Raw genomic sequence first — 22,417 nt, 5'->3', positions numbered from 1 at the left:
CGGGTCAGCGCTTCTGGCGGAACCGCCGCAGCGCCGCGATCTGCGCGGCCATGATGGCCAGCTCGGACTGGGCCTTGGCCAAATCCACGTCGCTCTTGGCGTTTTTGAGCGCCTCTTCGGCCGCCTTGCGCGCTTCGCTGGCCTTGGCTTCGTCCAGGTCCTTGCCGCGGATCGCGGTGTCGGACAGCACGGTGACGACCTTGGGCTGCACCTCGAGGATGCCACCGGCCACGAACACGAACTCCTCTTCGCCGTCGGCTTTTTCGATGCGCACCGCACCCGGCTTGATGCGGGTGATCAGCGGCACGTGCCCCGGCAGAATGCCGAGCTCGCCCGCCTCGCCCGGCAGGGCCACGAATTTGGCGGGACCGCTGAAGATGGACTCTTCGGCGCTCACGACCTCGACTTGAATCGTATTCATCTCAAGAACTCCTTTGCGCTAGGCGGGCGGTCGGGGCGCACGGCGCCAAGCCAGCCTTGCCGCTGCGCTGTCGTGGCCCGCACCAGGCGCGGGCCCGCAGCACGGCCGGCATGGCCCATCAACCCGCCAGCTTCTTGGCCTTCTCGAACGCGTCGTCGATGGTGCCGACCATGTAGAAGGCCTGCTCGGGCAGGTGGTCGCATTCGCCATTGACGATCATCTTGAAGCCGCGGATGGTCTCCTTCAGCGGGACGTACTTGCCCGGCTGGCCGGTGAACACCTCGGCGACGTGGAACGGCTGCGACAGGAAGCGCTGGATTTTGCGCGCGCGCGCCACCGCCAGCTTGTCTTCCGGCGACAGTTCGTCCATACCCAGAATCGCGATGATGTCGCGCAGCTCCTTGTAGCGCTGCAGGACGGCCTGCACGGCGCGGGTGGTGTTGTAGTGTTCTTCGCCAACGATGTTGGGGTCGACTTGGCGGCTGGTGGAATCCAGCGGGTCCACCGCGGGGTAAATACCCAGCGCCGCGATGTCACGCGACAACACGACGGTCGCGTCCAAGTGGGCGAAGGTGGTGGCCGGCGACGGGTCGGTCAGGTCGTCCGCGGGCACGTACACGGCCTGGATCGAGGTGATCGAGCCCACCTTGGTCGAGGTGATGCGCTCTTGCAGCTTGCCCATTTCCTCGGCCAGCGTCGGCTGGTAGCCCACGGCAGAGGGCATGCGGCCCAGCAGCGCGGACACCTCGGTACCGGCCAGGGTGTAGCGGTAGATGTTGTCCACGAAGAACAGCACGTCGCGGCCTTCGTCGCGGAACGACTCGGCAATCGTCAGGCCCGTGAGCGCCACGCGCAGACGGTTGCCCGGAGGCTCGTTCATCTGGCCGTACACCATGGCCACCTTGGACTCGCCCAGGTTGTCGGCCACGACCACCTTGGACTCCATCATCTCGTGGTAGAAGTCGTTGCCCTCACGGGTGCGCTCACCCACGCCCGCGAACACCGACAGACCCGAGTGCGCCTTGGCGATGTTGTTGATGAGCTCCATCATGTTGACGGTCTTGCCCACGCCGGCGCCGCCGAACAGACCGACCTTGCCGCCCTTGGCGAAGGGGCAAATCAGGTCGATCACCTTGATGCCGGTCTCGAGCAGTTCGGTCGAGGGCGAGAGCTCGTCGTAGGCGGGCGCCTTGCGGTGGATCGAGCTGGTCAGCGACTGGTCGATCGGGCCGCGCTCGTCGATGGGGTTGCCCAGCACGTCCATGATGCGACCCAGCGTCGCCTTGCCCACCGGCACGGTGATGGGCGCGTTGGTGTTGTAGACGGTCATGCCGCGACGCAGGCCGTCGGAGGAGCCCAGCGCGATGGTGCGCACCACGCCGTCGCCGAGCTGTTGCTGCACTTCCAGCGTCAGGGGCGAGCCCTCCATCTTCAGCGCGTCATACACCTTGGGCATCTGGTCGCGCGGGAATTCCACGTCCACCACGGCGCCGATGCACTGAACGATCTTGCCTTGAACTTGAGCCATGATTGAAACCTTGTCGAGATGAGAGAGACGAGAACCCGGCGACATCAAACCGCCGCAGCGCCGGCGACGATTTCGGACAGCTCCTTGGTGATGCTGGCCTGACGGGTCTTGTTGTAGACCAGCTTGAGCTCGTTGATCAGGTTGCCGGCGTTGTCGGTGGCGGCCTTCATGGCCACCATGCGCGCCGATTGCTCCGACGCCATGTTCTCGGCCACCGCCTGGTAGACCTGCGACTCCACATAGCGCACCAGCAGCTCGTCGATGACGGTGGGGGCGTCGGGCTCGTAGATGTAGTCCCAGTCGTAGCCCGTGTCACCCTGCTGCAAGTCCTGCGCCGACAGCGGCAGCAGCTGCTGCACCACCGGCTCTTGTTTCATCGTGTTGATGAATTTGGTGTAGCACAGGTAGACCGCGTTGAGCTTGCCCTGGGCGTAGGCGTCGAGCAGCACCTTGACCGGACCGATCAGACGCTCCAGGTGCGGCGTGTCGCCCAGCCCGGTGACGTGCGAGACGACCTGCGCGCCGATGCGGTTCATGAACCCGAGGCCCTTGTTGCCGATGGCCACCACCTGGGCGGTCTGGCCCTTGGACTGCAGCTCGCGGAACTGGTTGGTCACCGCGCGCAGCAGGTTGGTGTTGAGGCCGCCGCACAGGCCCTTGTCGGTGGTCACCACGATCATCCCGCTGACGGTGGCGTCGGGGTGCTCGACCATGAAGGGGTGCACGTACTCCGGGTTGGCCCGGCTCAGGTTCGCCGCGATTTGGCGCACCTTCTCGCTGTACGGGCGGGCCGTGCGCATGCGCTCTTGCGCCTTGCGCATCTTGGAGGCGGCGACCATCTCCATGGCCTTGGTGATCTTCTTGGTGTTTTCCACCGACTTGATCTTGCCGCGTATTTCCTTGCCTGCTGCCATAGCTGCTCCTTGAAACGGTCCGCTGCCGGGCCGATCAGTAGGTGCCGGTCTGCTTGAAGGCGCGGATGGCAGCGTCGAGCTCGGCCTCGGCGTCCTTGTCCATGGCCTTTTGCGTCTCGAGCTTGTCCAGCAGCGCCGCGTGCTTGTCCTTGAGGTAGGCGTGCAACCCGGCCTCGAACGGCAACACCTTCTTGACGTCGATGTCGTCCAGGTAGCCCTTGTTGGCGGCGTAGAGCGACGCGGCCATCAGGCTGATGGGCAGCGGGCTGTACTGGGGCTGCTTGAGCAGCTCGGTCACGCGGGCACCGCGGTCGAGCTGCTTGCGGGTGGCCTCATCGAGGTCGGAGGCAAACTGCGCAAACGCCGCCAGCTCGCGGTACTGCGCCAGGTCGGTCCGGATGCCGCCCGACAGGCTCTTGATCAGCTTGGTTTGCGCCGCACCACCGACGCGCGACACCGAGATACCGGCGTTGATCGCGGGACGGATACCGGCGTTGAACAGGTTGGTTTCCAGGAAGATCTGGCCGTCGGTGATCGAGATCACGTTGGTCGGCACGAAGGCGGAGACGTCGCCGGCCTGCGTTTCGATGATCGGCAGCGCGGTGAGCGACCCGGTCTTGCCCTTGACCTCGCCGTTGGTGAACTTCTCGACGTAGTCGGCGTTGACCCGCGCGGCGCGCTCCAGCAGGCGGCTGTGCAGGTAGAAAATGTCGCCCGGGAAGGCCTCACGCCCCGGCGGACGGCGCAGCAGCAGCGAGACCTGGCGGTACGCCACGGCCTGCTTGGACAGGTCGTCGTAAATGATCAGGGCGTCCTGGCCGCGGTCGCGGAAGTATTCGCCCATCGTGCAACCCGAGTACGGCGCCAGGAACTGCATCGCCGCCGACTCCGACGCGGAAGCCGCCACGACGATGGTGTAGTCCATCGCCCCGTGCTGTTCCAGTGCCCGCACCACGCTCTTGATCGACGACGCCTTCTGGCCGATGGCGACGTAGATACAGACCATGTTCTGGCCCTTTTGGTTGATGATGGTGTCGATGGCCACCGCGGTCTTGCCGGTCTGGCGGTCACCGATGATGAGCTCACGCTGGCCACGGCCGATCGGCACCATCGAGTCGATCGCCTTGAGGCCGGTCTGCACCGGCTGGTCCACGCTCTTGCGCGCGATCACGCCCGGGGCCACCTTTTCGACCACGTCGGTCAGCTTGGCGTTGATCGGGCCCTTGCCGTCGATGGGGCGGCCCAGCGCATCGACCACACGGCCAATCAGCTCGGGCCCCACGGGCACTTCCAGAATGCGGCCCGTGCACTTGACGGTGTCGCCTTCGGAGATGTGCTCGTACTCGCCCAGGATCACCGCGCCGACCGAGTCGCGCTCGAGGTTGAGCGCCAGGCCGAAAGTGGGCTGACCGTCCTTGCCCGCGGGGAATTCGAGCATTTCGCCTTGCATCGCATCCGACAGACCGTGGATGCGCACGATCCCGTCGGTCACGGACACGACGGTGCCCTGGTTGCGCACGTCGGCCGACGGGGCCAGCCCCTCGATGCGGGACTTGATCAGTTCGGAGATTTCAGCGGGATTGAGTTGCATGACGCTTTCCTTTTCGGGGGTTCGACAGGGCGTTGGGCCAGCCGTCAGGCCGTCAGCGCCACACGCATTTGTTCCAGACGGGCTTTGACGGAGGTGTCCAGCACCTCATCGCCCACCACCACGCGCACGCCGCCAATCAGTTCGGGGCGCAGCTGCACCTGCAGGCGCAGCTGACGACCGAAGCGCTTTTCGAGGACGCCCTGGAGCTCCTGGAGCTGGCCGTCGTCGATCGGGAACGCGCTCTCGACGGTGGCGTCTGCCACACCGCGCTGCGCGTTGACCCGCTCACGGAACTGGCGCGCGATCTCGGGCAACGCGGCCACGCGGTCGTTGTCGATGACGGTGCGCAGGAAATTGCGGCCGATGTCCGGCAGCGACGCCTTCATGATGCCGACAATGACGTCGAACACCTGTTCGGCACGGACCTTGGGGTCCGCCGCAAAGGCCTGCAGGGGATCCTGCGACGCGATCACGGCCAGCTCGTCGAGCCAAACGCAGGCGTCAGCCGCCTGGGCGCCAGCGGCCTTGAACAGCGCTTCGGCGTAGGGTCGTGCAATGGTGGCTAGTTCGGCCATGGTTCAACCTTCGGACGCGCGGTTCGGGATTCAGAGTTCGGTCTTGAGCCGCTGCAGCAGCTCGGCGTGCACGCCGGCGTCGACCTCACGGCGCAGAATCTGCTCGGCGCCCTTGACGGCCAGCACCGCCACCTGCTCGCGCAGCGCCTCGCGCGCCTGCACGGCCTGCTGCTCGGCCTCGGCCTTGGCGGCGGCGATGATCTTGGCGGCTTCCTCTGCGGCGCGCGCCTTGGCTTCTTCGACGATGGCGTGGGCGCGGCGCTCGGCATCGGCCAGCCGCGCGGCCGACTCGTTGCGCGATTGCACCAGCGCATCCTCGACGCGCTTGTTGGCAATGGCCAACTCGGTCTTGGCCTTTTCGGCGGCGGCCAGACCTTCGGAAATCTTGTGCGCACGCTCATCCAGCGCCTTGGCGATCGGCGGCCACACGAACTTCATCGTGAACCACACCAGGATCGCGAAGACGATGGCCTGCGCAAAGAGGGTTGCATTGATGTTCATCGCAACGCCTTTCTGAATGTGTGCGGAGGGGAGTGGAGCGAGAGGTTGCCGGGTTCGATCGGCGTGCGCCCGGGACTGCCCCGGGCGCACCCTTCCTCACCGCAGGACGATCAGATCGCGAAGGGGTTGGCGAACGCGAACAGCAGCGCGATGGCCACGCCGATCAGGAAGGCCGCGTCGATCAGACCAGCCAGAATGAACATCTTGGTCTGCAGGTCGTTCATCAGCTCGGGCTGACGAGCGGAGGACTCGAGGAACTTGCCACCCATGAGGGCGATGCCGATCGACGCGCCAATGGCACCCAGACCGACGATGATGCCGCAAGCCAGAGCAACGAGACCCAGAATGTTTTCCATGATGGTTCCTTTTGAGGTTGAGAGGAAGGTTTAGGGGGAAACGAACTCAGTGCGCATCATGTGCCTGCCCCAGGTAGATCAGGGCCAGCATCATGAAAATGAACGCCTGCAGGGTGATCACCAGGATGTGGAACAGCGTCCACACCGTGCCGGCGATCAGATGTCCGACGAAGAGCAAGCCACCGCTGAAGGACAGCGCAGCGTAGCCGCCGAGCAGCGCAATCAGCATGAACACCAGCTCACCCGCGAACATGTTGCCAAACAACCGCATGCCGTGGGAGACGGTCTTCGCCACGAACTCGATCATTTGCATCAGGAAGTTCACCACACCCAGCAGCAGCGCCCAGAACGGGTTCTTGCTGGTGCCAAAGGGTGCCGTCACCAGTTCGTGCGCCCAGCCACCCAGGCCCTTGATCTTGATGTTGTAGTACAGGCACATCAGCAGCACCGAGGTCGACAAGCCCAGGGTGGTGGACAGGTCGGCGGTCGGCACGACGCGCAGGTACGCGTGGTGCGGGTCATGCCCCATGGACGCGTAGATCCCTTCCCACATCTTGGGCAACAGGTCCACCGGCAGCATGTCCATGAAGTTCATGAAGAAAATCCACACGAACACGGTCAGCGCCATGGGGGCGATGACCTTGCGGCTGGCCGCGTTGTGGATCACGCTCTTGGCCTGGTTTTCGACCATCTCCACCAAAATTTCGACCGCGGCCTGGAAGCGCCCCGGCACACCCGCGGTCGCCCGCCGCGCGCCCAGCCACAGCACGAACACCGCCAACAACCCCAGGACGGCCGCGATGACGACCGAATCCAGGTTGATGTAGGAGAAATCGACGATGCTGGACTGCTTGTCCCCGTGATTGGTCAGGTGCGTCAGGTGATGGCGGATGTACTCACCCGCAGTCGGTCCATGTCCTTCAGCTGCCATTCGTCATCCCATTCCCGTTTTTGAACAAACCGATCGGCCCCCGCGCCGCCGGCCGCGCGATCCACGCCAGCCAGTACGACTTGAGAACCACCACCAGCCCGACCACCAGGCCCAGCCAGCTCAGGTCAGGGATCCAGCGCGGCGCGGTCGCCAGCATGGCCAGCACCAGCGCCACCTTGACCCCCTCCCACCACAACCAACCGACCAGCGACGCCCGAGGCACCCCGGCAGCCGCCGCCCGCAACCAGCGCGCCAGCGCACTGGAGGTCATCCCCCACGCCATGACGGCGGCCGGCACCAGCACCGACACGCCCCCATAGGCCACCGACGCCACCACGCCCCACCGCCCCGGCCACCACAGCACCACCAGCACGGCCGACAGCGCCGTCACCGCCACCGTCAGCCCCGCCTGCCACGCCAGCACGCGCCAGACGGAGGGCGCCGGATGCCGTTCGCGCCAGCGCTGCGCCTCTTCGCGCGACAGGGCCTTGAACGGCAGCGCATCGCCCCCATCTGCCCACTCATCCTCCCACTCCGACGTCGGCGCTGCATGGCCGCGCTGCGGCGGATGGGGGGAGACACTGTGATCGGCTGACACCGCCAAACCTGCGATTTTCGACAGACCGAATGACGCTGACCTGACGGCAAGCGAGCGGCCAAAGTGGCTCTGAAGCTTACGCTGGAGCCGCCGGTGCAGCTTTTGGCTACACTGGCAAAGCCCCTTATTATAGGGTCAAACCCGAGTCGTCCATCCCCATTTGACATGTCCAGCGCGCCTGCCCTGCTCGACTTCCCGTGCCGCTTCCCCATCAAAGTGATGGGCCACCACACCGACGGCTTCGTCGGTGCCATCGCGCACATCGCGCGGCAGTTCGATCCGGCGTTCGACGCCGCCAGCATCGAGCAGCGACCCAGCCGCGGTGGGCGCTACCTGGGCCTGACGATCACGGTGACGGTGACCTCGCGCGAGCAGCTCGACGAGCTCTACCGCACCCTGACCACCCACCCCATGGTGCGGGTGGTGCTGTGATCGTCCGCGACCTGGGGCTGGCGGACTATGCCGCCACCTACAGCGCCATGCGCGCCTTCAGCGAAGCGCGCAGCGCCGACACGCCCGATGAGCTGTGGCTGTGCGAGCACCCGCCCGTCTTCACCCAGGGCCTGGCCGGGCAGGCGCAGCACGTGCTCGACCCGGGACCGATCCCGGTGGTGGCCACCAACCGCGGCGGCCAGGTCACGTACCACGGCCCGGGCCAGGTGGTCGCGTATCCGCTGATCGATTTGCGCCGCAGCGGCTACTTCGTCAAAGAATACGTGCACCGGCTCGAAGAAGCCGTCATCCGCACGCTGGCCACCTGGGGCGTGACCGGCCACCGCGTCGCGGGCGCGCCGGGCATTTACGTGCGCCTGGACGACCCGTTTGCCCACGCGGCGCTGGTCGGCCCACGCCCTGGTGCCGACCCCTTTGCGGGGCTGGGCAAAATCAGTGCGCTGGGCATCAAGGTGCACCGGCACTGCACCTACCACGGTGTGGCGCTCAACGTCGCCATGGACCTGAGCCCCTTTTCCCGTATCAACCCTTGCGGCTACGCCGGCCTGCGCACGGTGGACCTTGCTACCATCGGCGTGCAGGCACCGCTGGCGGCGGTGCGCGACGTGCTGGCGCGCCAACTGGTGGCGCTGCTTGCGCCCCGCACCTGAGCCTGCCGCCCGCCTGTCACAACAGGATCGCCGATGACCCCCGACACCACCGCCCCTGCCGCCGGCTACGACCCGACCGCCAAACAAAAAAGCGCCGCCAAGACCGCGCGCATCCCGATCAAGGTCGAGCCCGCGCCCGCGCTCAAAAAGCCCGATTGGATCCGCGTCAAGGCCGGCAGCCCCGGCACGCGCTTTTACGAGATCAAGGACATCCTGCGCGCCAACCGGCTGGTGACGGTGTGCGAAGAAGCCTCCTGCCCCAACATCGGCGAGTGCTTCGGCAAAGGCACGGCCACCTTCATGATCATGGGTGACAAGTGCACCCGCCGCTGCCCGTTTTGCGACGTCGGGCACGGCCGCCCGGATCCGCTCGACCCCGACGAGCCGGAGAACCTGGCGCGCACCATCGCCGCGCTCAAGCTGCGCTACGTGGTCATCACCAGCGTGGACCGCGACGACCTGCGCGATGGCGGCGCGGGCCACTTCGTCGCGTGCATCGAGCGCGTGCGCGCGCTCTCGCCGCAGACGCGCATCGAAATCCTGGTGCCGGACTTTCGCGGCCGCGACGACCGGGCGCTGGACATCCTCAGAGCCGCGCCGCCCGACGTGATGAACCACAACCTGGAGACCGTGCCGCGCCTGTACAAGCAGGCGCGCCCGGGGTCGGATTACGCCTTCAGCCTCAACCTGCTCAAGAAGTTCAAGGCGCTTTTTCCGCACGTGCCCACCAAGAGCGGCCTGATGGTCGGTTTGGGCGAGACGGACGAGGAAATCCTCGACGTCATGCGCGACATGCGCGCGCACGGCATCGACATGCTCACGATCGGTCAGTACCTGGCCCCAAGCAGCCACCACCTGCCGGTGCGGCGCTACGTGCACCCGGACACGTTCAAGATGTTCGAGGAACAGGCCTACGCCATGGGCTTTACCCACGCCGCGGTGGGCCCGCTGGTGCGCAGCAGCTACCACGCCGACCAGCAGGCCCACGCCGCGGGCGTGGGCGGCTGAGCGTGCCCGTTCGGCGTAACCGCCCGCCCAAGCGCCAACCCAACGATTCAATCGGCCAGCAGCAGCGCCGGCTCATCGCTGGCGATGACATTTTGCGCCCAGGCGCGCAGCTTGCGGGTGTCGCTGCGCAGCACCTGCTGTTTGACGGGCAGGATTTGCGTCGGGTGCATGGAAAAACTGCGCAGGCCCAGCCCCAACAGCAAGCGCGTCATGGTGGCGTCGCCGGCCATCTCGCCGCAGACGCTGACGGGCTTGCCGGCCTCGCGGCACACGGCGATGGTGTCGGCCACCAGCCGCAGCACGGCCGGATGCAGCGGGTCGTACAGGTGCGCCACCGACTCGTCCACGCGGTCGATCGCCAGCGCGTACTGGATGAGGTCGTTGGTGCCGATCGACAAAAAGTCGAAATGGCGCACGAACAGCCGCACCGCCAGCGCGGCGGCGGGCACCTCGATCATGGCGCCGACGCGCACCGGGCCGTAGACGGCGCCGCGGCGGTCGAGCTGCTCGCGCGCCTTGGCCAGCATGGCCTGCACCTGGCGGATTTCGCTCAGGTGCGCCACCATGGGAATGAGCACGTTGACCTTGCCGTGCGCCGCGGCGCGCAAGATGGCGCGCAGCTGGGTGAGGAACATGGCCGGCTCGGCCAGGCTCCAGCGGATGGCGCGCAGGCCCAGGGCGGGGTTGAGGTGCTCGTCACGGCGGTGGTGGTCCAGCGGCTTGTCCGCGCCCACATCCACGGTGCGGATGGTCACCGGCAGGCCGTGCATGCCCTCCACGGCACGGCGGTAGGCATCGTACTGCTCGTCTTCGTCGGGCAGGCGGCCGCCGCGCCCCATGAACAGAAATTCGGTGCGAAACAACCCCACGCCCACCGCGCCCACCGACAGCGCCGGTAGCGTGTCCTCGGGCTGCTCGATATTGGCCAGCAGCTCGATGCGCTCGCCATCGAGCGTCACCGCCGGCGTATTTTTGATGCGCGCCAGCCGCTCGCGCTCGATCACGCCCTGGCGCTGCTTGTAGCCGTACTCGGCCAGCACCATCGGCGTGGGGTTGACGATGAGCACGCCCGCATCGCCATCGACGATGACCCAATCGTCCTGCTGCACGAGCTGGCTGGCGTTGCGCGCGCCCACCACCGCCGGGATGTCCAGGCTGCGCGCGACGATGGCGGTGTGGCTGGTCTTGCCCCCCACGTCGGTGACGAAGCCGGCAAACACCCCCTGCTTGAAGTGCAGCATGTCGGCGGGCACCAAGTCGTGCGCCACCAGCACCAGCGGATCCGCGGGTTTGCCATCTTCGGCCGGCGCGGGGCTGGGCACGGGCGAGGCCACGCCCTGCAACACCCGCAGCATGCGCTCGACCAGCTGCTCGAGATCGGCTTTGCGCTCGCGCAGGTAGGGGTCGGCCATTTCGTCGAACTGCTTGGCCACCTGCTCGAGCTGCGCCGTCAGCGCCCACTCGGCGTTGTAGTGGCGCTCCAGCACCCAGTGCTTGACGCCTTCGTGCAGGTGCTCGTCCTGCAGCAGCATCAGGTGGACCTCCAGGAGCGCCGCCAGCTCCGTGTGGGCCTCCATCTCGTCGTGGGCCAGGCCGTGCTGCAGGCGCCGAATTTCCTCGGCCACGGTGTCACGTGCGTGGCGCAGGCGGGCCACTTCGGCCTGCGCCTGCTCGGGCGCGATGAAGTAGTGCGCCACGTCCAGCCGGCTGGACGCCACCAGCACCGCGCGGCCTATGGCCACCCCGCGCGAGACCGCCTGGCCGTGCAACGTAAACGTCATTCCCCCTCCCCAAACTTGTCTTCGATCAGCGCGACGATGGCCTGCATGGCGGCGTCCTCATCGGGCCCGTCGGTTTCCACCTCCACCGCGCTGCCCAGGCCGGCGGCCAGCATCATCACCCCCATGATGCTCTTGGCGTTGACGCGCCGACCGTTGCGGCTGAGCCACACGTCGCACTGGAACCCCCCGGCCAGCTTGGTGAGCTTGGCCGATGCACGGGCGTGCAACCCGAGCTTGTTGCAAATGGTCACGGTGCGCTGGATCATGGCGGGCTGGCTGGGGGGGTATTGTGGGGGGCCGATGGCGACAGCGGCATGACACCCTCGGTGCCCCCCCGCGTGGCACGCGAGACGAGGGTGTCGATGGGCTCGTGCCGGTAGGTGACGGCGCGCAGCAGCATGGGCAGGTTGACCCCGGTGACCAAGCGGGTGTGCACGCCATCGATGAGCCGGGCGGCGACGTTGCACGGCGTGGCGCCGAACACGTCGGTCAGCACCAGGGTGTCGGTGTGCCCCTGCCGGGCGATGAGCTGCTGCGCCTGGGCCAGGGTCTCCTCAGGCGGCTGGTTCGGCGGCACGTCCAGCGCGCCGATGATGCCGGCGGCATCCGGAAAGACATGCAACACACACTGCCGCAGGGCCGAGGCCAGCGGCGCGTGGGCGATGACAAGGATGCCGTTCACAGCGGCAATTATCGGCCCATCAGCGCCAGGTGATGCCGGCAAAGTACGTCTCGTGCGCGTCGGCGGCCAGCCCCGGGCCGTAGAGCGCGGACTGCACCAGCCAGCGTCCGTCGCTGGCCCATTGCAACTGGGCCTGCACGCTGGCGCCTGCGGGTGTGCGCCCGGGGCCGCGCCAGCAGCGCGTCCACGTCGCGCCGGCCACCCGGCAGGGCACGGCCATCCAATCCGGCGGCGCACCCGTCGGCCCTGGCGTCACCTGCAGCGCGGCCCAGTTGGCGCGCTGCCAGTCGTCCACCCAGCGCTGCAGCGCCGCGGGCGTGGTGCCATCGTCCGGCAGGCGTGCTGCCGCCACCGCAAAGGTGTGCCCCGCGGCCTCGCAGCTGAGCATGTGCAGCGTCACCGGCGCGTGCTGCACCCCAAACAGGGGCAGGTCACGCGCGCCCCGCTCGGGCTTGCAGGGCAGCGTGACCGCCACCGGCGCGGCGTCGTAGCGCACGGTGCGCCAATCCAGCGTGGGCGAACAGCCGGTCGCGCCCAGCGCCGCCAGACCGACCCCGGCCACGGCAGCCGAACGGCCAACCCAGCGCCAAGCACGACGGACGAAAGCGCGGCACAATCCCATGGCACGCATCGTACCCCACGGCGCTGCCACCACGTTGCCGTGTGGCGCCACCGCCCAGCACCCGACCATTCTTCGCACCATGGCCCGCCCGGATACCCCTGCCTCCCGCATGCCCAACGCGCTGCCGGTACCCGCCTCGCTGCAGGCCGCGGCGCAGGCCGCGCGGGCGCGCGGCGAGCCGCTGGTGGTCATGGTCACGCTGGCTGGCTGCGCGTTTTGCGACATCGTGCGCAACAGCCACCTGCTGCCCATGCTGCGCCGGGGCGAGGTGCAGGCCGTGCAGATCGACATGCTGGACCGCCGCACCCCGCTGCTTGATTGGCGCGGTCAAACCACGACCGGCTACGAGCTGGCGCGCGCCTGGCGCATTGGCGTGGCGCCCACGCTGCTGTTCGTGGACGACCGCGGCCGTGAGCTGGCCGAACGGCTGGAGGGCATGGGGGTGCCCGATTTTTACGGACCGTACTTGGAGCAGCGGCTGGCCCACGCGCGTGCGCGGTTGCGCCAAGCGGCCGGCCAAGCCCCCGACGCACCGCAGCCGCGTTAGTCCTGGGCCGTGTCGCCAAGGGCGGCGGCGCACACCTGCGCCCGCCCACGGCGCTTGGCCTCGTAGAGCTGCGCATCGGCCGCCCCGAGCAGCGCCGCGGGCTGCCAGCCCGGCTGCGCCGGCCCGGCGCGCGTGGCCACGCCAAAGCTGGCGCTGAGCACGCCGGACGCCCCCCCCGTGCGGTGCGGAATCGCCAACAGGCGCACCGCCTCGAGCATGTGTTCGGCCAGGTGCCGCGCGTCGGCCAGGTCGGTGTCGGGCAGCAGACAGGCAAACTCCTCGCCCCCGTAGCGCGCCACCAAGTCGGTGCCGCGCCGCGCCTGTTCGCGCAAGGCAGCGGCCACGCGCCGCAGCGCCTCGTCGCCGGCCTGGTGCCCGTAGTGATCGTTGTAGGCCTTGAAGTGGTCCACATCGACCAGGATCAGGCTAAGCGCGCTGCCCAAGCGCTGGGCGCGCGCCCATTCGGTGGCCAGCCGCTCGTCGAACTGGCGGCGGTTGGCCACCCCGGTGAGCCCATCGACGAACGCCAGCGAGCGCAGCAGGTCGGACTGGAATTTCAGCGTCAGGTGGGTGCGCACGCGCGCGCGCACCACGCTGGGGTTGATCGGCTTGGGGACGAAGTCCACCGCGCCCGCCTCCAGGCAGCGCGTCTCGATATCTTCGCCACTGTGCGCGGTCACGAACATGACCGGAATGCCCGCCGTCTCGCGATCGGCGCGCAGTTGCTGCAGCACGGCAAAACCATCCTGGCCGGGCATGACCACGTCCAACAAGATAAGGTCGGGCAGCTGCTCGCGCGCCACGCGCAGCGCCTGCTCGCCGCTGGTGGCCATGAAGAGCTGGTGATCGGCCGCCAGGGTGCGGTAGAGCACCTGCAAATGCACCGGCTGGTCGTCCACCAGCAACAGCCGCGGCTTGCGTGCGGGCCAGGCGGGTGCGGGCATGGGGTCGGTCGTCATGCGTTTGCCCCCGATTCGGCGGCGTCGAGCAAGGCGCGCACGGCCGTGCGCGCGGCCTCAAAGTCCAGCGCCTCCATGGCCTGGTGCAGCGGCGCCCAGCGTGCGTCCTGGGCCAACGCGGGCTCGGCCAGCAACTGGTCGTGCACCTCCAGCGCCTGCATGTCGCTGGCCGCCAGCAGCCCATCCAAGCGCTGCAGCGTCTCGCGCCAGCGCGCCGGGTCGGCGTCGGCCCCCGCGGCAACAGGGGTAGCATCCTGCGCAGCGATCAGGCCGTGCGCTTCCATGGTGGCCAGCACGCGACGCAGGGCCTGCTCGCTGGCGTGCAGCTCGGCGTCGAGCGCCGGCCACCACGCCGGCACCGGCCCGGCTGCCGGCGCTGCAGCACCAGCGTCGCCCAGCTGCGCCTTGACGGCCCGTTCGGCCTCGGCCGCGCGCGCCGCCAGCGCCGTGGCCCCAACCGTGCCCGCCGTGCCCTTGAGGGTGTGCAACAGCGCGGCCAGCGCATGGTCGGGCGCGGCCGACAGGCGCGCCTGCAGCTCGCCCCGGGTGTGCAGCAACCCCTGCACAAAGCCACGCACGATGCGCGCGTACAGCGCCGCATCGTCGCCCAGGCGCGCCAGCGCCGCGGGCACGTCGATGCGGTCCGCGTCGGGCCAGTCGATGACCGGCGCATCGGCAGTGGGCGCCGCAGCGGCCGCGGGCGCGGGTTCGTCCTGCGCCGGCGCGGCCTGCGGGCGCAGCGCGTGCGGGGCCCAGTGCAGCAGCACGCGCACCAGCTGGTCGATGGCAAAGGGTTTGCCGACGTGGTCGTTCATGCCCGCGGCCAGGCAGGCCTCGCGGTCGCTGGCCATGGCGTTGGCCGTCATGGCCACGATGGGCAGCTGCCGCAAGCCGAGCTGGTGGCGGATCGCCTGGGTGGCCTGCAAGCCGTCCATCACGGGCATTTGCATGTCCATCAGCACCACGTCCCAGCGCTGCGGCTGGGCTTTGAGCAGGTCCAGCGCCGCCTGGCCATGTTCGGCCAGCGTCACCTCGGCGCCCTCGCGGCGCAGCAAGTCGCGCGCCACCTGCTGGTTGATGGCGTTGTCCTCCACCACCAACACGCGCATACCCGCCAGCCGCCGCGGTTGGGCGCCGGTGGCGGCCACCGCCGCCGCACCCGCGGACGGCGCGCGCGCCTGGCGCACCGCCTCGAGCAGCATGGACGCGGTCACGGGCTTGACCAAAAAGCCGTCGAGCGCGGCCTGCTGCGCCGGATCGACCTGGGCCAGGACCTCGCGCCTGCTGGCGGTGACCATGACGATGGCCGCGCGCCGCTCGGGTGGCACGTCGGTGCGCAGGGCCAGGGCCAACGCCAAGCCATCCATGCCGGGCAAGGACCAATCGACGAAGACCGCGTCGAAAGGCTGCTCGGCCGCACGCACCGCCTGCAGCGCGGTCTCGGCGTCGGCCACGGTTACGCAGCTCCAGCCCAGTTGCTGCACCGTCGCGCACAACAACTCGCGCGCCAGCGGGTGGTCATCCACCACCAGACAGCGCAGGCGTTGCAGCTCCGCAGGGATGGCCTCGGCCGCCAGCGCGGCCGGCACGTCACGCGCCACCGGCAGCTCGATCTCGAAGGCAAAGGTGCTGCCCTCGCCGGGTGTGCTGTGCACGCGAATCTCGCCCCCCATGAGCTGCACCAGCCGCTGGCTGATGGCCAGGCCTAGCCCGGTGCCGCCAAAACGCCGGGTGGTCGAACTCTCGGCCTGCGTGAACGCCGAAAACAGCTTCGCCTGCGCCTCGGGTGCGATGCCGATGCCGGTGTCGATGACCGCCAGGCGCAAGCGCACGCGCTCGGCACCATCGGGCTCGACGTGGCGCGCCAGCAGCCGCGCCTGCAGCGTGACGCTGCCGGCGGCGGTGAATTTGATGGCATTGCCCGCCAGGTTGATGAGCACCTGCTGCAACCGCATCGCATCGCCCACCAGCACGCGCGGGATGGCCGGGTCGAGGTCGAACAGCAGCTCGAGCCGCTTGCCTTTGAGGCTGGCGGCCATGATGGTGGCCAGATCGCGCCACAGGCGATCGACCGCAAACGGCTCGGGGTCGAGGTCGAGCTTGCCGGCTTCGATCTTGGAGAAGTCCAAAATGTCGTTGAGGATGCCCAGCAACGACTTGGCGGCCGACTCGGCTTTTTCGGCGTAGTCGCGCTGGCGCGCATCGAGCCCCGTGCCCAGCAACAACTGCAACATGCCCAGCACGGCATTCATGGGCGTGCGGATCTCGTGGCTCATGTTGGCCACAAACTGGCTCTTGGCCTGGCTGGCTTGCTCGGCCGCGCGACGAGCGTTTTCCAGCTCGGTCACGTCGTAGCGCAGGCCCACGTGCATGCCACTGGGGGTCAGGCGTTCGATGATGCGCAGCGCCTGACCGTTGGTGCGGTGCACCACGCGGTCGGTGGTGCCGGCGCGAAAGTCCGCCAGCCGCTGCGCCAGCCACGCCTCGGGCGCCTGACCGCCCAGGTCGATGCTGCGACGCTCGACGCCGGCGCGGATGAAAGCCTCGAAAGTCACACCCGGCTGCAGCACATCGGCCAAGGCCGCGTGCATCCGATAAAAGCGCTCGTTGGCCCAGACCAGACGCTCCTGGGCGTCGAACACCGACAGCGCCGCCTCGGCCGCTTCCAGCGCGCTCTCGAGCAGCTGGCGCGCCGACTCGGCCTCGGCGCGGGCGCGTTCCACGGCCGTGACGTCGATGCGAAAGCCCACCGTGTAGCCATCGGGCGTGCGCCGCTCAACGACGCGCAGCACGCGCCCGTCGGTCAAATGTTGGATGAATTCGTCACTGGCCTGACGGTGACGCGCCATGCGTTCGGCCACCCAGGCGTCCACCCGCCCAATGGCCTGCGCGTACTCGCCGCGCTCGGCGCCATAGCGGATGATTTCCTCGAAGGTGCGCCCCGGCTCCATGACCGCCGCCCCGATGGGGTAGAGCTGGCGGTAGCGCTCGTTGCAAAACACCAGCCGGTCCTCCGCGTCGTACAGCGCAAAGCCTTCGCCCACCGCCTCGATGGCGTTGCGCAACAGCTGCTCGGCGCGCTGGGCCTGCTCCTCGGCGTTTTTGAGGCCGGTGATGTCCAGGTTGATGCCATAGACCGCCCGCGCGCGACCGTCCGCATCGCGCTCGAAGGCCTGGCCGCGCGTGCGCACCCACAGCCAACGGCCGTCGGTGTGGCGCATGCGCAGCGTGAGCTCGAACGCCTCGCTCAACCCCTCCACATGTGCCTGCAGGCCCAGCATGACCGCCGGCAAATCGTCCGGGTGCACGTGCTCGGCCCAGGTCGCCATGCCGATGCGGGTGCCGCCCGGCTCGCTGCGCCCCAGCATGCGCAACCAGCACTCGTCCACCTCGACCTCGCCCATGACCGGGTCGAGCACCCAGGTCCCGGCGCCGGTGGCGCGCACCGTGTTGTCCAGCCGCTGCTGGGAGGCGCGCAACGCGGCTTCGGCCTGCTTGCGCGCGGTGATGTCAAAGCGGATCGACAGGTAGCGCTCGACGTGACCCGCGGCATCGAGCAGCGGCGCCACGATGCTGTCCACCCAGTACAGCCGCCCATCCTTGGCGCGGTTGCAGATTTCACCGCGCCACGGCTGGCCAGAGGCGATGGTGCGCCAAAAATCGGCCCAGAACGCCCGGTCGTGGTGCCCGGAATGGACAATGCTGTGGGGCGCACCGATGAGCTCGTCGCGCGTGTAGCCGCTGATGGCGCAAAACGCATCGTTGACGTCGACGATGACGCCGTCGGGCGCCGCTTGGCTGACGATGGCGTACCGGCGCACGGCCCCCATGAGCGTTTCGCTCTCCGCCAGCGCGGCTTGCAAGCGCTCCTGGGTGCGCACCCGCTCGGTGATGTCGACCTCCACCGCCATGAAGCCGGTGCACACGCCCTGCGCGTCACGCAGCGCGATCAGCTCGATCGCCACCCAGTAGTCCCGGCCGTCCTTGCTGCGGTTGAGAATGTCAACCTCGCAGCCCTGCCCGGCGCGCACCGCCTCGCGCAGCGTGGCCACCGCCGCGGGGTCGGTGCGCGGCGACTGCAGCAGCCGGCCCGGCACCTGCCCCAGCAGCTCATCGCGCGTGTAGCCGGTCAGCCGCTCGCAGGCGTCGTTGACCCAGGTGATGCGCCCCCCGCGGTCGGTGATGATGATGGCGTTGTGGGTGTAGCGCGCCACCAGCGACAGCCGCGCCACGTCGCTTTGCAACACGGCCCAGCGCTCGCGCTCCAGCCGGCGCAGGCGCAAGGCGGCCAGCACCGCCCACGCGGCCAGCACAGCGATCGGCAGGCTGCCCACACCCACGATGACGGCCGTGGCGGGTTCCCACGCGCGCTCCAACACCGGGGTGCTGCGCACCCGCAACAGGTAGCGGCGCTGCCCCAAGAACACTTCGCGCTGCGCCGCCGCCCAAGCACCGCCATCCCAGCGCGCCCCTGGCGCCGCAGACGCTTGGTGGCCGTCGGCATCGAGCAGTTGCACCCCTGGGCCGGGCGGCGTCGCCGCCGGCGGCAGCGGCTGCCCGGGAGGGGCCGCGGCCTGCGCCGGGTCGGCCTCGGGGTCCACCCAGTGCCAGTCGTAGCGCTCGCCGGCCACCAAACCGGCGTCGCGCGCGAGTTGCGCCACCGGCACACCCAGCACGACAAAGCCTTGCAAATCGCGCCAGCGCGCCGGCCCTGCTGCGGGCGTCCATCCACCGTGGTAGACCGGCAGCACAAACAGCAGGCCGTATTCCACCTGTTCGGTGTTGTCCAGGCGCAGCGGGGCGCTGACCGCCGGATCGCCCGTGGTCGCCGCCTGCTGCATGGCACGCCAGCGCAGCGGGTCGCTGCTGAGCTCCACCCCCACCAGGTGGTCCTGCCCGCCGGGCACGATCCACTCGATGACGTAGCGGTCCTCGCTGGGGTAGTCGCCCGGCCGCAACGGGTGCAGGCGAATGTCGAGCGGCACCTCACGCCTGCGCGCCCGCTCCAGCCAGTCGGCCCATTGCGGCGCGGGCACGCGCCGGATGAAGGCCAGGCCGGTCATCGCGGGGTAGCGCTCGGCCAACTCCAGCGGCCCCTGCCACACCTGCGCCGCGCGCCAATCGGCCTCGGGCTGCGTGTGCAGCCAGGCGCGGGTGGCCAGCAGCAACCCCTGGTAGCGCTCGAACGTGTCGGCCAGACGCGTCTGCGCCACCGCCAGCTCGTGCTCCAAATAGGTTTGCAGCCCCTGCTGCGCCTGCGCGCGCAACCAAGCGGCCACCCCCATCCCGATGGCCGCGACCAACAGCGCGACCAGGAGCGCCAGCCCCATGGCGGCGTGCGGTGTGCCCGCCTTGTCACCCGCCCACGGAATGCGCCCCTGCTCGTGCTCACCCGCCATGGCGTCTGCTCCCCGCGCCGCGCGCCCCTCACCCCAAGATGCGCCGGATCTCCGCCACCAAGCGCTCGGCGTCCAGCGGCTTGGCCACGTAGCCATCGGCGCCGGCGTCCAACAGCCGCCGGTGGTCTTCCGGCAGGTCGTACGCGGTGACCATGATCACCGGGGTGCGTCGGGTGCGCTCGGCGGCCTCGCGCGCGCGCAACGCGCGCAACGCCTCGACCCCATCCATGCCCGGCATGGTGACGTCCATGAGCACCAGATCGAACGTTTGCGCGCGCAGCGCCTCCAAGGCTTTGTGGCCATCGCCCACGAGCACGCCGCTGTGCCCCATCTCGCGCAAAATACGCGTGGCCAGCCGCAGGTTCAGGGGATTGTCATCGGCCACCAGCACGCGCAGCGGCCGCATCGGGGGTGTCGCGCTCATGGCCACATCGTACCCGCAAACCGCGCCCGTGCCTCTGCCCGGTTACCCGGGTTGTTTCGATCACTTGCGTTTGCCCACGATTGCCCGCCATGAACGTTCGCCTTCGCCCCTGGTTGCTCGCCACTCCGCTGCTGGCCCCGCTGGCGGCCGCCCTGGCCGGGTGCGCGCGCGCCGAGCGCGCCCCTGCGTCCACGTTTCATCTGCTCGATGGCAGCACGCTTACCAGCGCCGACCTGCAAGGGCGCGTGCTGTTGGTCAATTTTTGGGCCACCACGTGCGTCAGCTGTGTCAAGGAAATGCCGCAACTCGTCGACACCTACCGGCGCTTCCAGCCACGCGGCTTCGAGACCGTGGCGGTGGCGATGAGCTACGACCCGCCGGAGTGGGTGGCCAATTTTGCGCGCACGCGGCAGCTGCCGTTCAAGGTCGCGCTCGACCACGACGGCACCTTGGCGCGCGACTGGGGGGAGGTCAAGCTCACCCCCACCACGTACATCGTCGACCGCCAGGGCCGCATCGTCAAACGCTACGTGGGCGAGCCCGACTTCGCCGCGCTGGGCGCGCTGCTGGACCAGCTGCTGGCCGAAAGCTAAACGGCCTCGACCGGGTCGTGGTCGAGGCCGCAAGACCGGCGCGCCGCTGGCAGGCCGGAAGCGCCCCCAGCGGCGCACGTGGGAGCCGCGTTATTCGCGGTAGGCGTCGTGGCACGCCTTGCACGTGGCCGCGGCGTCGCCAAAAGTCTTCTTGACCGCGTCCAGATTGCCGGTGCGCGTGGCGGCCTCCAGCTCGGCCACGGCCTTCACCATTTTGTCGGCGCCGGCGCGCACCTTGTCCATCTCCATCCACGCCTCGGGCTTGGTGCGGCTCTTGAGCTTTTCCGTCTCGGGCGTAAAGCCAGCCCACGGCAGCTTGGACATCGCGACCACGAGGGCGGCGTTTTCCTGCGCCACCTTGGCGTCGAACGGCACGCGCCCCTGCACCATGGCGCCAATGCGACCAAAGTGAGCCCCCATCACGGTGAAGGCGGCCTGGCGGTACTTGACCGCGTCTTCGGGCTTTTGGAATTGGGCCTGGGCAGCACCCGCCGACAACAAGGCCGCAGCGGCCAGCCAAACGCGAACTTTCATGGACAACCTCCGATCGGAACGAACAGACACCAACAGTGTATGCGGATACGACAAAATGTGCAGCACACGCCTGTGTTTCGGAGCCCGCGCATGACAACGCCCCCAGCCGCCCCCGATCCTGTCCACGCCAGCGCCGTGCGCGCGCCCGTGCGCGTCTGGGATTTGCCGACCCGGCTCTTCCATTGGCTGCTGGTGCTGGCCGTGGTTGGCCTGGTGGTGACCGGCAACCTGGGGGGCAACTGGATGACCTGGCATCAGCGCCTGGGCTATGGGGTGCTGGCGTTGCTGCTGTTTCGCCTGCTCTGGGGCGTGGTGGGGGGGCGCTGGTCGCGCTTTGCCGCCTTCGTGCGCGGGCCACGCGCCGTGTGGCGCTACCTGCGCGGCCAGGGCACACCGGCGGACGAGGTGGGCCATACCCCCTTGGGCGCGCTGTCGGTGCTGGCCATGCTGGTGATGCTGGCGGTGCAGGTGGGCACGGGCCTCATCAGCGACGATGAAATCGCCTTTGTCGGGCCGCTGGCGCACCTGGTCGCGTCCGAAACGGCCTACGCCGCGACCGCCTACCACAAGGGTTGGGGCAAAGCCTTGGTGCTGACCCTGATCGGGCTGCACATCGCCGCCATTGCGCTGTACCGTTGGCGCGGCAAAGCGCTGGTGCCGGCCATGGTGCACGGCGACAAGCTGCTGCCGCCCGGCACGCCCGCCAGCGCCGATGGCTGGCCGCAGCGCTTGCTGGCGCTGGGGGTGGCGGCGTTGAGCGCCGCCGCCACCGTGGCCATCGTGGGGTGGGACGCGCTCTGAACCGCGTGACTAGGGCCGCTGCGGTTGGCACGCCCGCTCGCGCGCCCTATCATTCGGCCATGGACGTCGATTCGTCGCCACAGCCCGCTTCCTCACCGTCCTCACCCACCGGCGAAGAAGCCTGCCCCCACATCGCGCTGCACACCATCGTCAACGGGCCCGCGCTGGACGATGTTAGGCGCCTGTTCCTCGAGTACCAGGACGACATTGGCATCGACCTGTGCTTTCAGGGGTTTGCCGACGAACTGGCCACGTTGCCCGGGGCCTATGCACCGCCGCTGGGGGCGTTGGTGCTGGCCACGGTGGATGGCGAGGCGGCCGGCTGCTGCGCCCTGCGGCCGCTGTTCGAAGTTGTGTATCGTTCTTTCTGTAAATTCCATTTTGCCGGTTGTCTGCTGGGCGGGGATCTCCGGCGCTACGCGCCTACGCTCCCCGCCCAGCAGACAGCGCGAGGGTGGGTCTGACGCCATGACTTCGAGAAAGGAGTGTAACCCTCATGGCAATACGAGTCGAAACCAACCCCTTGGAAGCCGCTTATGCGATCTTGCT

At 68.7% G+C, this 22,417-nt stretch carries 23 protein-coding genes and 1 pseudogene; 7 read left to right on the top strand and 17 right to left on the bottom strand.

The window, feature by feature from the left end; all coding sequences use genetic code 11:
• Positions 1 to 4: 4 nt before the first annotated feature.
• The 9 genes from Tther_RS08710 to Tther_RS08670 all read right to left on the bottom strand — a co-directional run bounded on the left by Tther_RS08710 (position 5) and on the right by Tther_RS08670 (position 7,415).
• A complete protein-coding gene (locus tag Tther_RS08710) occupies positions 5 to 421 on the bottom strand; it encodes a F0F1 ATP synthase subunit epsilon (protein ID WP_143902950.1) in 417 nt (138 codons plus the stop codon).
• A gap of 118 nt (positions 422 to 539) precedes the next feature.
• A complete protein-coding gene (gene atpD / locus Tther_RS08705) occupies positions 540 to 1,949 on the bottom strand; it encodes a F0F1 ATP synthase subunit beta (protein WP_143902948.1) in 1,410 nt (469 codons plus the stop codon).
• Between the two features lie 44 nt (positions 1,950 to 1,993).
• Positions 1,994 to 2,863 carry a F0F1 ATP synthase subunit gamma gene (atpG, locus tag Tther_RS08700; RefSeq protein ID WP_143902945.1) on the bottom strand — a complete coding sequence of 290 codons (870 nt, stop codon included), beginning with the start codon at positions 2,861 to 2,863 and terminating at the stop codon, positions 1,994 to 1,996.
• 34 nt (positions 2,864 to 2,897) lie between these two features.
• Entirely contained in the window at positions 2,898 to 4,454 is a 1,557-nt protein-coding gene (atpA, locus tag Tther_RS08695; RefSeq protein WP_143902943.1) for a F0F1 ATP synthase subunit alpha, read from the bottom strand.
• Positions 4,455 to 4,498: 44 nt separating this feature from the next.
• Positions 4,499 to 5,029, bottom strand: a complete 531-nt coding sequence (locus Tther_RS08690) for a F0F1 ATP synthase subunit delta (RefSeq protein ID WP_143902941.1) — start codon at positions 5,027 to 5,029, stop codon at positions 4,499 to 4,501.
• Positions 5,030 to 5,059: 30 nt separating this feature from the next.
• Complete coding sequence (locus tag Tther_RS08685; RefSeq protein ID WP_143902940.1) at positions 5,060 to 5,530, bottom strand: F0F1 ATP synthase subunit B; 471 nt, start codon at positions 5,528 to 5,530, stop codon at positions 5,060 to 5,062.
• Between the two features lie 110 nt (positions 5,531 to 5,640).
• The gene (gene atpE, locus Tther_RS08680) at positions 5,641 to 5,886 is read right to left on the bottom strand and encodes a F0F1 ATP synthase subunit C (RefSeq protein WP_043702567.1); all 246 of its coding nucleotides are present in this window, start codon (positions 5,884 to 5,886) and stop codon (positions 5,641 to 5,643) included.
• 46 nt (positions 5,887 to 5,932) lie between these two features.
• Positions 5,933 to 6,817 (bottom strand): F0F1 ATP synthase subunit A, encoded by an 885-nt coding sequence (gene atpB / locus Tther_RS08675; protein ID WP_143902938.1) that lies wholly within the window; start codon positions 6,815 to 6,817, stop codon positions 5,933 to 5,935.
• Complete coding sequence (locus Tther_RS08670; RefSeq protein WP_143902936.1) at positions 6,807 to 7,415, bottom strand: ATP synthase subunit I; 609 nt, start codon at positions 7,413 to 7,415, stop codon at positions 6,807 to 6,809. The genes atpB and Tther_RS08670 overlap by 11 nt, the downstream gene beginning before the upstream one ends.
• A 165-nt stretch (positions 7,416 to 7,580) precedes the next feature.
• Here Tther_RS08670 and Tther_RS08665 point away from each other — a divergent pair, with 165 nt between their 5' ends.
• The 3 genes from Tther_RS08665 to lipA are packed head-to-tail and all read left to right on the top strand — an operon-like array spanning position 7,581 to position 9,526.
• A complete protein-coding gene (locus Tther_RS08665) occupies positions 7,581 to 7,847 on the top strand; it encodes a YbeD family protein (RefSeq protein ID WP_143902934.1) in 267 nt (88 codons plus the stop codon).
• Between the two features lie 47 nt (positions 7,848 to 7,894).
• Positions 7,895 to 8,518, top strand: a complete 624-nt coding sequence (gene lipB, locus Tther_RS08660) for a lipoyl(octanoyl) transferase LipB (protein ID WP_246098973.1) — start codon at positions 7,895 to 7,897, stop codon at positions 8,516 to 8,518.
• Between the two features lie 33 nt (positions 8,519 to 8,551).
• Positions 8,552 to 9,526, top strand: coding sequence for a lipoyl synthase (gene lipA / locus Tther_RS08655; protein ID WP_143902930.1), 975 nt, complete (start codon positions 8,552 to 8,554; stop codon positions 9,524 to 9,526).
• A 47-nt stretch (positions 9,527 to 9,573) separates the two neighbouring features.
• Here lipA and ptsP read toward each other — a convergent pair whose 3' ends face one another.
• The 4 genes and pseudogenes from ptsP to Tther_RS08635 all read right to left on the bottom strand — a co-directional run bounded on the left by ptsP (position 9,574) and on the right by Tther_RS08635 (position 12,611).
• Complete coding sequence (gene ptsP / locus Tther_RS08650; protein ID WP_143902928.1) at positions 9,574 to 11,307, bottom strand: phosphoenolpyruvate--protein phosphotransferase; 1,734 nt, start codon at positions 11,305 to 11,307, stop codon at positions 9,574 to 9,576.
• Complete coding sequence (locus Tther_RS08645) at positions 11,304 to 11,573, bottom strand: HPr family phosphocarrier protein (RefSeq protein ID WP_143902926.1); 270 nt, start codon at positions 11,571 to 11,573, stop codon at positions 11,304 to 11,306. The genes ptsP and Tther_RS08645 overlap by 4 nt, the downstream gene beginning before the upstream one ends.
• A gap of 20 nt (positions 11,574 to 11,593) precedes the next feature.
• A pseudogene (locus Tther_RS08640) lies at positions 11,594 to 11,989 on the bottom strand (PTS sugar transporter subunit IIA); the annotation flags it as partial.
• 19 nt (positions 11,990 to 12,008) lie between these two features.
• Positions 12,009 to 12,611, bottom strand: coding sequence for a hypothetical protein (locus Tther_RS08635; RefSeq protein ID WP_143902922.1), 603 nt, complete (start codon positions 12,609 to 12,611; stop codon positions 12,009 to 12,011).
• Here Tther_RS08635 and Tther_RS08630 point away from each other — a divergent pair.
• A complete protein-coding gene (locus Tther_RS08630; protein WP_246098972.1) occupies positions 12,610 to 13,158 on the top strand; it encodes a thioredoxin fold domain-containing protein in 549 nt (182 codons plus the stop codon). The two genes, Tther_RS08635 and Tther_RS08630, sit on opposite strands and share 2 nt — an antisense overlap.
• Here Tther_RS08630 and Tther_RS08625 read toward each other — a convergent pair.
• From Tther_RS08625 to Tther_RS08615, 3 genes are read right to left on the bottom strand one after another with little or no spacing between them, the layout of a single operon-like run.
• Positions 13,155 to 14,117: a diguanylate cyclase domain-containing protein gene (locus Tther_RS08625; RefSeq protein WP_246098971.1), complete on the bottom strand. Its 963-nt coding sequence runs from the start codon at positions 14,115 to 14,117 to the stop codon at positions 13,155 to 13,157. The genes Tther_RS08630 and Tther_RS08625 overlap by 4 nt on opposite strands.
• Complete coding sequence (locus tag Tther_RS08620; protein WP_185975043.1) at positions 14,114 to 19,516, bottom strand: PAS domain S-box protein; 5,403 nt, start codon at positions 19,514 to 19,516, stop codon at positions 14,114 to 14,116. The genes Tther_RS08625 and Tther_RS08620 overlap by 4 nt, the downstream gene beginning before the upstream one ends.
• Positions 19,517 to 19,544: 28 nt before the next feature.
• Entirely contained in the window at positions 19,545 to 19,940 is a 396-nt protein-coding gene (locus Tther_RS08615; protein WP_143902918.1) for a response regulator, read from the bottom strand.
• 89 nt (positions 19,941 to 20,029) lie between these two features.
• On the opposite strand from Tther_RS08615, the gene Tther_RS08610 reads away from it, so the two are divergent.
• Positions 20,030 to 20,533, top strand: coding sequence for a TlpA disulfide reductase family protein (locus Tther_RS08610; protein WP_143902916.1), 504 nt, complete (start codon positions 20,030 to 20,032; stop codon positions 20,531 to 20,533).
• A 90-nt stretch (positions 20,534 to 20,623) separates the two neighbouring features.
• Here Tther_RS08610 and Tther_RS08605 read toward each other — a convergent pair whose 3' ends face one another.
• Complete coding sequence (locus tag Tther_RS08605; RefSeq protein ID WP_143902914.1) at positions 20,624 to 21,067, bottom strand: c-type cytochrome; 444 nt, start codon at positions 21,065 to 21,067, stop codon at positions 20,624 to 20,626.
• A 90-nt stretch (positions 21,068 to 21,157) separates the two neighbouring features.
• Here Tther_RS08605 and Tther_RS08600 point away from each other — a divergent pair, with 90 nt between their 5' ends.
• Together Tther_RS08600 and Tther_RS13755 are read left to right on the top strand one after the other, a co-directional pair.
• Positions 21,158 to 21,868, top strand: coding sequence for a cytochrome b/b6 domain-containing protein (locus Tther_RS08600; protein ID WP_143902912.1), 711 nt, complete (start codon positions 21,158 to 21,160; stop codon positions 21,866 to 21,868).
• A 59-nt stretch (positions 21,869 to 21,927) separates the two neighbouring features.
• Entirely contained in the window at positions 21,928 to 22,332 is a 405-nt protein-coding gene (locus Tther_RS13755) for a hypothetical protein (RefSeq protein ID WP_185975042.1), read from the top strand.
• The last annotated feature ends 85 nt before the right edge of the window (positions 22,333 to 22,417 follow it).

Origin of the sequence: Tepidimonas thermarum (assembly GCF_007556705.1) — a bacterium.
In the GTDB taxonomy this organism is placed as follows: Bacteria; Pseudomonadota; Gammaproteobacteria; order Burkholderiales; family Burkholderiaceae_C; genus Tepidimonas; species Tepidimonas thermarum.
The sequence above is the reverse complement of the archived record's forward strand: the minus strand, read 5'-3'. Positions and strand labels throughout refer to the sequence as shown.